Below are 12,340 nucleotides of genomic sequence, written 5' to 3'. Positions count from 1 at the left end.
CAACCATGGCGGGGAGGAACTGCTGTCCTGGCCTTACTGTCCTTGGCCCGGCTCAGAACCGGCACCGGCAGACGGCGCATCCGGCGGGGTGGCGGCGCTGTGCTTGCCACGCCCGGCCAGGTACAGCGCGGCTGCTGCCTGGATCTTGCGTTCCTTCAGGAGCTTGCGCTGCAGCCTGCTGAGCTCCGCCGCAGTGGCGGCCTGCTTGGCGGCAACGTCCTGCTGGGAGCGAAGCTGCTCCTGGATGTCCAGGACCAGGCCGCCCAGTTCCACCTGCTGGCGGGCCAGCAGGTGCTGGGTTTCCTGCAGTTTCTGCAGGGTGGCAGCGGCGCTGGCAACGGCATCGGCGATTTTATCCGCGTTATCCGCAGACCGCAGGTCCAGTCCGTCCGAACTGAAGCTCCGGGCGAAGACTTCCTCGAAGTCCTCCGTGGCTACCCGGCCGGACGCTGCTGCCGCAGCGGCAGCACCGCCGTCGTACCTCTTGGCCGCCGCAGCGGGCACTGCGGCACGTGATGCACTGCGCGTGGCCATTCCGGTCCCGGCGAGGGCGTCACCGGCGAGGGCGTCACCGGCGGGGGCATCCCCGTTCGGAGCGTCCGCGGAGACCATGGGCAGCTGGCCGGTCATGGTCGCGGTCATGCCTGCTTCACCGGCGGCGTTGGCTTCAAGCGCCTTTTCAGGGGTGATGTCAACGGTCTTGCGCAGCGGCACTTCCTTGATGAAGATGACGGCGATGAGGGCAACCACACTGACCGCGGCGGAGATCATGAAAATGCCTGCCGTGGCGTCACCGTAGGCGGCGCGCATGATGTCAGCGATCGGGGCGGGCAGGTCCTTGAGGTCCAGCGTTGCACCGCTGTTTCCGGAAGCCTGAATGCCGAGTTTCGCGAGGCCGTCCGTGGCCAGGTCCTTCACGTGGTTGGCCATGACCGCGCCCAGGACGGACACGCCGATGGCACCGCCCACGGAGCGGAAGAAGGCCACGGAGGCGCTGGCGGAGCCGATGTCCTTGGCCTGTACGGTGTTCTGGACGGCCAGGACCAGGTTCTGCATGAGCATGCCCAGTCCGATGCCGAAAATGCCCGTGTAGAGGCCGGTCTGCCAGAGTTCGGTGGTGTGGTCCATGGTGCCGGCGAGTGCCAGGCCGCCGATCAGCAGGACGGTGCCGCCGACCAGGAATCGCTTCCACTTGCCATAGCGGCTGATCAGCTGGCCGGAGACGACCGAACCGATGAGGTTGCCGGCGATCATGGGCAGGGTCAGCAGGCCGGCTTCGGTGGGCGTGGCGCCGCGAGCCACCTGGTAGTACTGGCCCAGGAAGGTGGAGGAACCGAACATCGCCACGCCGACGGCAACGGAAGCCACGATGGCCAGGGCGGTGGTGCGTTCGGAGATGATCTTCAGCGGGATGATCGGCTGGGACACCTTGGACTCAACCAGCACCAGCAGTGCGAGCAGGAGGACGCCGCCGCCCACCATCACTGCGGTCTGCCAGGACCACCAGTCGTAGTAGTCGGCCTTACCGGCGAAGGAAACCCAGATCAGGAGCAGGCTGACGCCGGAGGTGAGCAGGATGGCACCGAGCCAGTCGATCTTGGCGGGCCGCTTGACGTGCGGAACCTTCAGCGTCACCTGGAGCAGGATCAGGGCGACGACGGCGAGCGGGACGCAGACAAAGAAGGTCCACCGCCAGCCAAGGGAGCTGTCCACGATGAAGCCGCCCAGCAGCGGGCCGCCGGCAGTGCCGACCGCCATGACCGCGCCCATGTAGCCGGAGTACTTGCCGCGTTCACGCGGCGGAATGATGGAGCCGATGATGGCCTGTGCCAGGGCGGTGAGGCCACCCATGGCGATGCCCTGGATCACACGGGCGGTGAGCAGGAACGGGATGCTCTCGGAGAAGCCGGCCATGACCGAGCCGGCCACGAAGATCACGATGCTGAGCTGGACCAGGACCTTCTTGTCAAAGAGGTCGGCGAGCTTGCCCCAGATGGGGGTGGTGGCGGCGTTCGCCAGCAGCGCGGCCGTGATGACCCACGCGAAGTCCGTCTGGGTGCCCTTGAGCTCGGACATGATGGTCGGCAGCGCGTTGGCCACGATGGTGCTGCTGAGGATCGCGGTGAAGAAGGCAGCCAGAAGGCCGGTCAGGGCCTCCATGATCTGCCGGTGGTTCATGGGCGCGCCGGGTTCGTGGCGTTTGGATTGCCGCGACTCCTGTTTAGCGGTCCGCTGGCGCTGGCGCTCCTGCTCCTGGTCCGCGGCGGCGGTGACGTTAGCCATTAATGGACTCCTGCTTTTCATGTTCAGTGGTGGTTCCGGCCGCCCTTGCCCGGATGGAATTCTTCAGGGATGCGGTGAGCTTGTTCAGCATCGCGGCTGTTGCAGTGGCGTCGTCCTCGTTCCAGTCGGCGAGGTATGCCTGCAGCGTCTCCGCCCGGTGCTGCACCAGCTCTGCCAGCTTCGCTTTCCCCTGCGGGGAGAGTGCCAGCAGCTGTGCCCGGCCATCCTCCGGATCCGGGGTGCGGACCACCAGGCCCGCATCCGCCAGCTCGGCAACGTGCCGGCTGAGCACCGGCGCACTGACCCCCAGGCGCTCTGCAAGGTGCGCGGCCCGGGTCTCCCCTTCGCCGATGAACCTGAGCACGCCCTGGAGGGCGATGCCGGTGTCCTGGCCTTTGGCGTTGATCATAGTGACGCAGCGCAGCGCGCGCTGCAGGTCATAGATGTGGCTGACAAGGTCGGCTGCAGTGGCCGGTGCGACAGACATGATCCTCCCTAAAGGATTAGTTGCTGCAAGCAACTGTATCAGGAAAAGGTTGCTTAGGGAAACGAACTTGTCAGGAGGCAGGTAGAAGCAGAAACTCCCCCACTTCCAGCAGGAAGTGGGGGAGCTCCAGTACGAAAGGGTTGCGGTCAGCCGCCCAGGTGGGTGGGACCAAACATCTTCAGCAGGGTTTCAACCACGACGACGTTGGGCCCGTCGGCAGCGAATCCCGCCTTCAGCGCGTCCCCTACACCCTCCGGCGCCACCCGCGTGGCCGGCACGCCAAAGGATTCAGCGAGCTTCACGAAGTCCGGCCGGGCGAGTTCGGTGGCAGTGGCTTTGCCGAACGCGCCCACCATGTACTCGCGCAGGATGCCGTAGCCGCCGTCGTCCACTATCAGCCAGGTGACCGGGGCATTGTGCTGCCTTGCCGTCGCCAGTTCCGCGATGGAATACATGGACGAACCGTCCCCGGAGACGGCAAGCACCCGTGCTGGCTTGCCCAGTGTTTCCAGCCCCACGGCCGCGCCAATGGCACCGGGGAACGCGAAGCCCAGCCCGCCGGCACCCTGCGCGGAATGGAACTGCCCCTGCCGCGCGTCCCAGCAGGACCAGCCCCAGTACGCGGCGATGGTCATGTCCCAGAAGGTCTGCATGTCCGCCGGAACGGCCTCACGGATATCGGCCATGAACTTCAGTTCCTTGGCCAGGTCCTGCGATTCCAGCCGTGCGCGGACCTTAGCGAGGGATTCCCTGATTAGTTCTTCCGGGGTACTGCCATGCCAGTCCGGCACTGCAGTCCCTCCGGGCTGCAGCGCCTCATCGAGGGCCGCGAGCGCCTGGCCGGCGTCGGCCCGAATACCCAGCCCCGGCCTGTTGGACTCCAGCACGCGGGGCTCAGCGTCGATCTGGATGATCCTGCCCCGGGGCTCGAAGGTGAAGTAGTTGGAGGTGACCTCGCCAAGGGACGAGCCGATCACCACCAGGACATCGGCGTCCTCCAGGACGTCGGTCATGTAGCGGTCCTCAATCCAGGATTGCAGGGACAGCTCATGGTTCCAAGGGAAAGCGCCGTTGCCGCCTGGGGTGCAGATGACCGGTGCGCGCAGCTTCTCTGCGATCGAGAGCAGCGACTTCTCCGCCCTCCCGCGGCGGGTCCCGCCGCCGGCGATGATGGCCGGGCGTTTTGCTGCTTCCAGCCACTTCACGGCCTCGCGCACCAGTTCGATGCGGGGCGGGTTGTCCGCCGCTTCGGCAAGGGCATCCTCCACCGGCGGAACCATGATCGGATCCAGGAGCACATTCTGGGGGATCTCCAGCCACACCGGCCCCTGGGGCGAGGAGATGGCCTCGGTCCAGGCGTCCTGGATCGCGGAGGGGATGCCGGATGCGTGCTGGATGAGCCGCTGGCTCTTGGTGACGTTTGCCGCGGAGGCTTTCTGGTCGTCCAGCTGGTGCAGCATGCCCTTGCGCCGCGCGCCCAGGCCCTCCAAAGGAATCTGGCTGGCCACCACCACCATGGGCACACCCGTGGCGTAGGCCTCCTGCAGGCCGGCGAGCGAGGTCAGCGCGCCGGGGCCGGTGGAGAGGAACAGCACGCCCACTTCGCCGGTGGCGCGGGAGTACCCGTCTGCGGCAAAGGCACTGTTGTTTTCCACCCGGGAGGAGACGAAATGCAGGTTGCCGCGGCCCATGGCGTCGAAAAGGCCCAGGGCGTGTTGGCCCGGGATGCCGAAGACCGTCTTGGCTCCCAGCGCTTCGAGGGTCTCGACGACGAGGTCCCCGCCATTGCGGACGCCGCTCCCCTGTGCCGGGGCGGGCCCGTCCCATGCCGTCACGGCCCTACTCCTTGGTGGCGGCCGCGAAGCCGGCGGGGCGGCGGGCTTCCTGGCCAAGAGCCTGCGCCGCGTATCCGTTTTCCGCGCCAATACGGCTTCCGGGAGCGGCGTTGTCCGCCATGAGGGTCACCAGTTCGTAGGCGACGTGGCTGGCGGCAACGCCGGTGATCTCCGCGTGGTCATAGGCAGGAGAGACTTCGACGACGTCGGCACCCACCAGGTTCATGCCGCGGAAGCCCCGGATGATCTCCAGGAGTTCGCGGCTGGTGATGCCGCCGGCCTCGGGAGTGCCGGTACCCGGAGCGTGGGCGGGGTCCAGGACGTCGATGTCCACGGAGATATAGAGCGGGCGGTTGCCGATCCGGTCCCGGACCTTGGCCACCGTCTCCAGTACGCCCTGGTAGTAGACGTCCGCGGAGGTGACGATGCCGAACCCAAAGCGGTGGTCGTCGTCGAGGTCCTTTTTGCCATAAAGCGGGCCGCGGGTGCCGATGTGGCTGATGGCCTCGGTGTCCAGGATGCCTTCCTCCACCGCCCGGCGGAACGGCGTGCCGTGCGTGTATTCGGCGCCGAAGTAGGTGTCCCAGGTGTCCAGGTGGGCATCAAAGTGGAGCATGGCAATGGGTCCACCCGCACGCTCGGCGGCGGCGCGCAGCAGCGGCAGGGCGATGGTGTGGTCCCCGCCCAGGGTCAGCAGCTTGCTCCCCGCGGCGGTCAGGTCCAGCGCGTTCTGCTGGATGGTCTCGATGGCGTCGTTGATGTTGAACGGGTTGACCGCCATATCCCCGGCATCGGCCACCTGGATGTTTTCGAACGGGCTCACATCCCAGGCGGGGTTGTAGGGACGCAGCAGGCGGCTCGCCTCGCGGACATGATTGGCGCCGAAGCGGGCTCCCGGACGGTAGGAAACGCCTGAGTCAAAGGGGACGCCCACTACCGTGACGTCGGCTTTGTCCACCTGGTCCAGGCGCGGAAGGCGGGCATACGTGGCAGCTCCGGCGTAGCGGGGAATCCGGGATGAATCGATGGGGCCAAGGTTGCCGTTGGCTTCAATGCGCAGCTCTTCCAATGGAGGCCTCTCCTTCGAGGAGTTGAGGGGACTGGTGTGACTGCCATCATACACCCCTGTTTCCCTGTGAGCATCAGGTGTTTACCTCCTGGCGGCGCGAAGAGGTTCCGATCGTACCTTCCTCCCCAGTTGCTTCCGGCGCCGCGCCACCTTGGAATTCGCGCTCCGCGAGTTTCCAGCACGTCCGACGCTGGAGCCAGGCAGGCGGAGAAAGTAAGTGGGCGGGAACGCACCCGGCACCGCACGGGGTTGCCCACATAGGGACGGCGGCGGGTTCCAGATGTCCTCCCACGCGCCTCAAATAGCCTGGTGGACATCATCGAATACCTGCACAAGTGCGGCGGTGTGGCCAGGTCCGGCCAATTCCTGGCGGCAGGATTCCCGCGCCGGGACCTGCTGAAACTCAATGATCTCGGCGTTGCCCAGCCCAAGAGGGGCGTATTCGCCCTGCCGGGCTGCGACCCCCATCTCCTGGTGGCCGTCATGCACAATGCCAGGCTGAGCTGTGCCAGCGCCGCCGCCCATTACGGCCTGTGGCTGCGCAACCCACCCGAACGCCCGCATCTGGCGTGCAATCACGGACACGGCAGCGGCTTCATCCGGCATCGCACGGTCAGGTTCCAGGGCAACCGTTTACTCCCCGTTGCAGCCATCGAGGACGTAGCCCTGCATGCCCTGACGTGCCTGGCGCCACCGGCGTCCACCGCGCTGGCAACCTCAGCGATCAGGCTGCACGGAGTGCCCCGCGAACTGCTGGCGTCCCAGCTGCAGGCAGACCGCTCCGGAACCGCCCGCCGCATCCTGCGCGGGCTGGATCTGCGGGCAGAATCCATTGTTGAGGTCGATGCCCAACACCTGTTCCGCAGCCAGGGCATCGACTACGAACCACAGGTCTTCCTCCCGGGGATCGGTCGCGTGGACTTCCTGATCGCAGGGTTTCTGATTGTGGAGATTGACGGCTTTGCCTTCCACTCCAAACGCACCGATATGCTTCGGGACCGGAAGCGCAATAATGCCGCAGCCGTCAGCGGTTACGCCGTCCTTCGCTTCATGCCGGAGCACATCTGGTTTGATCCCGGCTCGGTCGTCAGGGAAATCAGGACGGTACTGGCGGGAGGCCAGCGGAGCCCGCGCCGATAAGGGGGCAGTCCAGCCCAGTTACCCCGCCCCATGGCCCTGCGCATCAGGGCATTCCGCAGAAACCGGGCAGCACTACTGCGGAGGCACGGCGGCAACCGGGCAGGAGTGCACAGAGATCAGCGGCTGGCCGCGGGGACCAGGACCCAGAGCACCTCGACCGGCTTATCCGTGGGGTTGACCCAGGTGTGGGGTTCGCGGCCGGGGAAGGTAACCGTGTCGCCGGTGCTGAGGTCGTATTCCTCGTTGGTCAGGATCAACTTGATGGACCCCTTGATCACGTGCAGCACATCCACGTCGCAGTCCACGGCGTAGAGCTCGGACTCGCCACGGCCGTGCGGTTCGATGACGGCCTGGATGATCTGGACCCGGCGTTCCGAGCGGGCAGTCAGGAGGCGTTCCACGATGCCCTGGCCGCCCAGCGAAATCCGCGGGCCGTCGTTCCGCTTGGTCAGGTGGGTTTCAGGCGCGGCAAAGAGGTCGCCAATGGAAATGGACAGCACTTGGCACAGCGTCACCAGGGAAGCAACGGAGGGCGAGGTCAGGTCCCGCTCCACCCGGCTCAGGAAACCCTTGGTCAGCCCGGTGGCGTCGGCTACCTGCTCGATGGTGAGCCGCTGGGACTGCCGGGCGGCCCGGATCCTGGAGCCGATGGCAACCGGGACGTTGCTGGGCTCAACTGGCAGTGCCTTCATCTACGAACCTTTCATGGCCGGCAGCCCGGCTCCACTCTCGAGCCATACTAATGGCCGCCGCTTATGTGACGCGCGGATGCCACACGGGCAATCCCCAGCCACTGGCGCCCCTTGACTGTTGCAGCCGTCACACTCTAGTCTGTGGAAACTCCTGTTGCCTATAGGGCAATTCCAGGAGCCGTTTCCGTTCGTCCGCGGCGGTTCCGGGCGCCGTCGCCCCCGGTCCCACACCCGGCGCCCAACTGCTCCAAGGAGCCATCTATGGATGCACGTGCCATCAACATCGCCATCGTGGTGGTGTACCTTCTCGCAATGCTGGCCTTCGGCTGGTGGGGCAAGTCCCGTACCAAAAACAACAGTGACTTCCTGGTGGCAGGCCGCCGCCTTGGCCCGTTCCTCTACACCGGAACCATGGCCGCCGTCGTCCTCGGCGGAGCCTCCACCGTTGGCGGCGTGGGGCTCGGCTACAAGTTCGGCATCTCCGGCATGTGGCTGGTGGTGGCCATTGGCGCGGGCGTCCTGCTGCTGAGCCTCCTCTTCGCTGGCACCATCCAGAAGCTGAAGATCTACACGGTGTCCCAGATGCTCTCCCTCCGCTACGGGAGCAGGGCAACCGAAGCCTCGGGCATCGTCATGCTGGCCTACACGCTGATGCTTTGCGCCACCTCCACCGGCGCCTACGCCACCATCTTCGTGGTGCTGTTCGGCCTGGATCGGGCGCTGGCCATCGCCATCGGCGGCGCCATCGTGCTGGTGTACTCCACCATCGGCGGCATGTGGTCCATCACCTTGGCGGACCAGGTGCAGTTCGTCATCAAGACCGTGGGCATCTTCTTCCTCATGCTCCCGTTCACCCTGAACGCCGCCGGTGGCCTGGACGGGATCCGCAGCCGTGTGGACGCCAGCTTCTTCCAGATGGACGGCATCGGCGTCCAGACGATCATCACCTACTTCGTGGTCTACACCCTTGGCCTGCTGATCGGCCAGGACATCTGGCAGCGCGTGTTCACCGCCAAGACGCCCAAGGTGGCCCGGTGGGGCGGCGCCACGGCCGGCATCTACTGCATCCTCTACGGCGTGGCCGGGGCCCTGATCGGCATGGCCGCCAGCGTGGCCCTGTCCAACGTCAAGATCGCCGCCAAGGACGACGTTTACGCAGAGGTAGCCCAGAACCTGCTCCCGGTCGGCATCGGCGGGCTGGTCCTGGCAGCCGCCGTCGCCGCCATGATGTCCACCGCTTCCGGCGCCCTCATTGCCGCTGCCACCGTTGCCCGCGCCGACGTCCTGCCGTTCGTAGCCGGCTGGTTCGGCAAGACGGTCAACACCGGGGACACCGAGAACCCGGAGCATGACGTCAAGGCCAACCGCATCTGGGTTCTTGCCCTGGGCATTGTGGCCATCGTCATCGCCATCATCACCAAGGACGTGGTGGCGGCCCTGACCATCGCCTACGACATCCTGGTGGGCGGGCTCCTGGTGGCCATCCTGGGCGGACTCGTGTGGAAGCGCGGCACCGGCCTGGCCGCCGCGGCCTCCATGGCCGTCGGCTCCGTCGTGACCCTGGGCACCATGATCATCCTCGAAATCAACGCCAAGGCGCCCCTGGACGGAATTTACGCCAACGAGCCCATCTACTACGGCCTGATTGCCTCCGCCGTTGTCTACATTGCGGCGTCACTGCTCACCCGGCCCACGGACCCCGCAGTTATGCAGGCGTGGCAGCGCCGGGTTTCCGGGCAGGAACCCGAGGACGCCCCGGAGGAAGTCCTCGCCGGCCGCTGACAAATAGAATCCCCGGCAAAGATATAACGCACGACGGCGGCACCTCCTTTCGCTTTACCGCGAAAGGAGGTGCCGCCGTCGTAAGTCCTACTCCCCTATGTCCTAGCTCTCAGTGTCGCGGGGCTCGTCGTCATCCAGCGGGACCTCGCGGTCCTCGGCATCGATGACCACCGGCGGCGACTGGACCACCGGCTCCTCCTCATCAATCAACGCGTCCTCCGCGTCCCAGTCCGCATCGTCTACCGGTGCATCCTCGGCGTAATCGTAAGCGGGGTCCGCTTCCACGGCGTCCAGGTGCGGCATGTCCGGGTGCTGTCCGGTGGTGCTCATGATTCAACCTCCGTAGGTTCGCCTGACGTGCTCTTTCGGGAGGGCGCAGCCTGCGCCACACCTTCATCACAGCACCGGCCGGGCGGACGGGTCAATAGCCGCCGGAGCCCGGGAAGAAGGCCGGGAACGCAAGCGCCAGGGGCCCTTGGTTTAAGGCAAACCGAAACTTTGCAGCGAGGTTTGCCAGCCAAAAAACCGCGGAAATCCGCAGTAGGCTGGCAGGGCAAAGGCGCGAAAACATGCCCTTTCCAGCCCAGGAGTATCAGTGTCGCAGCACGCCCAATCCAATCCGCATGCCATACCCCAGGAGGCCCCGCACACCGTGCAACCCCAGCCCTCGCCGTCGAACATCAAGCGGTGGCGCCAGTACCTGGCCGATGAGCGCGCCGAAGCCGCCGTCTACCGTGACCTGGCCCAGAACCGCGAGGGGGAAGAGCGCGCCATCCTCCTGGCCCTGGCCGAGGCAGAAGGCCGGCACGAGGCACACTGGCTGGCACTGCTCGGTAAGCACGCCGGCAAACCCAGGAGGGCCTCCACACGAAGCCGGTTCCTTGGGTTCCTGGCCCGGCACTTCGGCTCCGTGTTCGTGCTGGCCCTAGCCCAGCGCGCCGAGGGCCGCTCCCCTTACGCCAAGGACCCCAACGCCACCCCGGCCATGGCCGCCGATGAGCAGATCCATGAGGAAGTGGTCCGAGGCCTGGCAACGCGCGGCCGCAACCGCCTGGCCGGTACGTTCCGCGCGGCCGTCTTCGGGGCCAATGACGGTTTGGTCAGCAATTTGTCCCTGGTGATGGGCATGGCCGCATCCGGTGTGGCCAGCAGCGTGGTGCTGCTCAGCGGCATCGCCGGGCTCCTGGCCGGCGCCATGTCCATGGGCGCAGGTGAATTCATCTCCGTCCGGTCCCAGCGCGAATTGCTGGCCGCCACCCGTCCAACGCAGATCACCCTGGCGGCGGCGCCCAAACTGGACCTCGAGAACAACGAACTGCTCCTGGTGTACCTGGCCCGCGGGATGTCCCGGGAAGCGGCGGAACACCGGGTTGCCGAGCGCACGGGCCAGTTGTCCTGCGACTGCGATCCCAGCCTGTCCCTGCAGCCGGAGCTCGCGGAGGAAGACGACCGGCACGAGGCAGTGGGCACGGCGTGGGGAGCCGCATTGTCCAGTTTCTGCTTCTTCGCCTCCGGCGCGGTCATCCCCATCCTGCCCTTCGTGTTTGGCATGACCGGCGTCGCAGCCCTCGTCGTGGCAGGGGCCCTGGTGGGCATTTCCCTCCTGGCGACCGGCGCCGCCGTCGGCCTGCTGTCCGGCACGTCCCCGCTGACCCGCGGGCTGCGGCAGCTGGCCATCGGCCTGGGCGCGGCCGCCATCACGTACCTGCTGGGCATGCTGTTCGGCACGGCGGTGGGCTAGCAGCCAGCAGCGGCTTTTCATGGAGGTCCTTCGGCAACGTTCAGCGTTCCCGGAGGACCTCCACTGCTTCGTCCACCGTGTCCACCAGGAAAATGTAATCCGCCATGGCCCGGCCGGCCGCGAGGCTGCGCAGCATGGGCCAGGCCGGGTATTCCTGCTCCCAATGGCGCCGCCCCACCAGCACCATGGGCGCCACCTTTTCGCGGGCGCCGTAGTAGTTCTCGCAGGCGTCCTGGAAGATCTCCTGCACTGTGCCGGCGGCGCCGGGCAGGAAGACAATCCCGCCGTGGCACAGTTCCAGCAGGATTGCCTCCCGGATGGCGTTGGCAAAGTATTTGGCGATGTGCGTGGCAAAGTAGTTGGGCGGCTCGTGCCCGTAGAACCAGGTGGGGATGCCAAGCGAGGGCGTCCCGTCCGGATGGCGTTCGACGACGGCGGCGGCCGCACGTGCCCACGCCGACACCGAGGGGCGGAACCCGGGAACAACGGCGAGCGTGGCCAGCGCTGCCTGCACGTCGCCGTCGGACGCCTGGCTCAGGTAGGCGCCCAGGTTCGCCGCCTCCATGGCACCCGGCCCACCGCCGGTAGCCACCGAATGGCCGTCGAGGGCCAGCAGCCTCCCCAGCCGCGCCGCCTCCGCGAACTCCCGACTGCCGCGCGGCGCCGCGTGGCCGCCCATGACGCCGACGATGGACCGTCGGGTCCAGGTCCCGGAGCGGGTCAGCTCGTCCAGCGCATCCCCGATGGCATGGTCATGCAGGGCAGAGGCCAGGGTTGAATCAACCCGGTGCCGCTGGCCCGGCTGGATGCTCCAGTGGTAGATGCGCGCGTCCGGCACCTCCTCATACGGGGACGTGGCCAGTCCGGCGTACAGCTCAGCCGGGGAATACAGGGCCGCCCGGTAGGGATCGAACGGGACACCTTCCAGCCTGGGGAAGATCAGGGCTCCGCGGCTCCGGAGGTAGCCCTCCATGCCGTCATCGAAGAGGCAGCCCAGGAACATCGCACCCTCGACGGTCACGCTTTTCAGTGCTGCCGACCGGCCCCGCAGGTCCAGCGACTGCGCATGCCAGCCGTGCAGGTTGACGGCGCCGCCGGCCACCAGGCGGTCGAAGCTGGCCAAGTCCTGGACCTCGAGGGTGCGCGGGCGGGGACCAAGGCTACCGGCAAAATTCATGATTGTTGTCCTGCGGCCCACATCATGGAGCCAGCCTAGCCACCCAACGCAAACGCGGGGCGGGAGGAGGCGTCCTTCTCCCATGCGTCCCTACAACAGGACAACCCTCCGCCCCTGTATCACAGCAGCCGTGG

General features: G+C 66.7%; 10 protein-coding genes. 3 read left to right on the top strand and 7 right to left on the bottom strand.

The window, feature by feature from the left end; translation table 11 throughout:
- Nucleotides 1-33: 33 nt before the first annotated feature.
- The 4 genes from ACETK3_RS06655 to speB all read right to left on the bottom strand — a co-directional run bounded on the left by ACETK3_RS06655 (nt 34) and on the right by speB (nt 5,674).
- Nucleotides 34-2,283, bottom strand: coding sequence for an MDR family MFS transporter (locus ACETK3_RS06655; RefSeq protein ID WP_236801236.1), 2,250 nt, complete (start codon nt 2,281-2,283; stop codon nt 34-36).
- Nucleotides 2,276-2,770: a MarR family winged helix-turn-helix transcriptional regulator gene (locus tag ACETK3_RS06650; RefSeq protein WP_236801235.1), complete on the bottom strand. Its 495-nt coding sequence runs from the start codon at nt 2,768-2,770 to the stop codon at nt 2,276-2,278. Before ACETK3_RS06650 ends, ACETK3_RS06655 begins: the two co-directional genes overlap by 8 nt.
- 146 nt (nt 2,771-2,916) lie before the next feature.
- Nucleotides 2,917-4,605: a thiamine pyrophosphate-binding protein gene (locus ACETK3_RS06645; RefSeq protein ID WP_237429913.1), complete on the bottom strand. Its 1,689-nt coding sequence runs from the start codon at nt 4,603-4,605 to the stop codon at nt 2,917-2,919.
- Between the two features lie 4 nt (nt 4,606-4,609).
- Nucleotides 4,610-5,674 carry an agmatinase gene (gene speB / locus ACETK3_RS06640; protein ID WP_236801233.1) on the bottom strand — a complete coding sequence of 355 codons (1,065 nt, stop codon included), beginning with the start codon at nt 5,672-5,674 and terminating at the stop codon, nt 4,610-4,612.
- A 309-nt stretch (nt 5,675-5,983) separates the two neighbouring features.
- Between speB and ACETK3_RS06635 the strand changes: the two genes are divergently transcribed.
- On the top strand, nt 5,984-6,814 hold the full coding sequence (locus ACETK3_RS06635; RefSeq protein WP_237429912.1) for a DUF559 domain-containing protein: 831 nt from the start codon (nt 5,984-5,986) through the stop codon (nt 6,812-6,814).
- Between the two features lie 116 nt (nt 6,815-6,930).
- Here ACETK3_RS06635 and ACETK3_RS06630 read toward each other — a convergent pair whose 3' ends face one another.
- Nucleotides 6,931-7,506 (bottom strand): cupin domain-containing protein, encoded by a 576-nt coding sequence (locus ACETK3_RS06630; protein ID WP_018769601.1) that lies wholly within the window; start codon nt 7,504-7,506, stop codon nt 6,931-6,933.
- Nucleotides 7,507-7,767: 261 nt separating this feature from the next.
- On the opposite strand from ACETK3_RS06630, the gene ACETK3_RS06625 reads away from it, so the two are divergent.
- Nucleotides 7,768-9,288, top strand: coding sequence for a sodium:solute symporter (locus ACETK3_RS06625; RefSeq protein WP_237429911.1), 1,521 nt, complete (start codon nt 7,768-7,770; stop codon nt 9,286-9,288).
- Between the two features lie 102 nt (nt 9,289-9,390).
- Here the strand turns inward: ACETK3_RS06625 and ACETK3_RS06620 are convergent, their stop codons facing one another.
- On the bottom strand, nt 9,391-9,618 hold the full coding sequence (locus ACETK3_RS06620; RefSeq protein WP_236801230.1) for a hypothetical protein: 228 nt from the start codon (nt 9,616-9,618) through the stop codon (nt 9,391-9,393).
- Between the two features lie 265 nt (nt 9,619-9,883).
- On the opposite strand from ACETK3_RS06620, the gene ACETK3_RS06615 reads away from it, so the two are divergent.
- Complete coding sequence (locus ACETK3_RS06615) at nt 9,884-11,029, top strand: VIT1/CCC1 family protein (RefSeq protein WP_373992683.1); 1,146 nt, start codon at nt 9,884-9,886, stop codon at nt 11,027-11,029.
- Nucleotides 11,030-11,069: 40 nt separating this feature from the next.
- Here the strand turns inward: ACETK3_RS06615 and ACETK3_RS06610 are convergent, their stop codons facing one another.
- Entirely contained in the window at nt 11,070-12,206 is a 1,137-nt protein-coding gene (locus ACETK3_RS06610; protein WP_373992682.1) for an LOG family protein, read from the bottom strand.
- Nucleotides 12,207-12,340 lie beyond the last annotated feature (134 nt).

Source organism: Arthrobacter sp. E44 (genome assembly GCF_041877125.1).
GTDB lineage: Bacteria > Actinomycetota > Actinomycetes > Actinomycetales > Micrococcaceae > Arthrobacter.
The sequence above is the reverse complement of the archived record's forward strand: the minus strand, read 5'-3'. Positions and strand labels throughout refer to the sequence as shown.

Bases quoted from the DNA above. Each gene is read 5' to 3' on its own strand.
- ACETK3_RS06625 (WP_237429911.1), top strand. From the start codon at position 7,768: ATGGATGCACGTGCCATCAACATCGCCATCGTGGTGGTGTACCTTCTC.
- ACETK3_RS06650 (WP_236801235.1), bottom strand. From the start codon at position 2,770: ATGTCTGTCGCACCGGCCACTGCAGCCGACCTTGTCAGCCACATCTAT.
- ACETK3_RS06610 (WP_373992682.1), bottom strand. From the start codon at position 12,206: ATGAATTTTGCCGGTAGCCTTGGTCCCCGCCCGCGCACCCTCGAGGTC.
- ACETK3_RS06655 (WP_236801236.1), bottom strand. From the start codon at position 2,283: ATGGCTAACGTCACCGCCGCCGCGGACCAGGAGCAGGAGCGCCAGCGC.
- ACETK3_RS06620 (WP_236801230.1), bottom strand. From the start codon at position 9,618: ATGAGCACCACCGGACAGCACCCGGACATGCCGCACCTGGACGCCGTG.
- ACETK3_RS06630 (WP_018769601.1), bottom strand. From the start codon at position 7,506: ATGAAGGCACTGCCAGTTGAGCCCAGCAACGTCCCGGTTGCCATCGGC.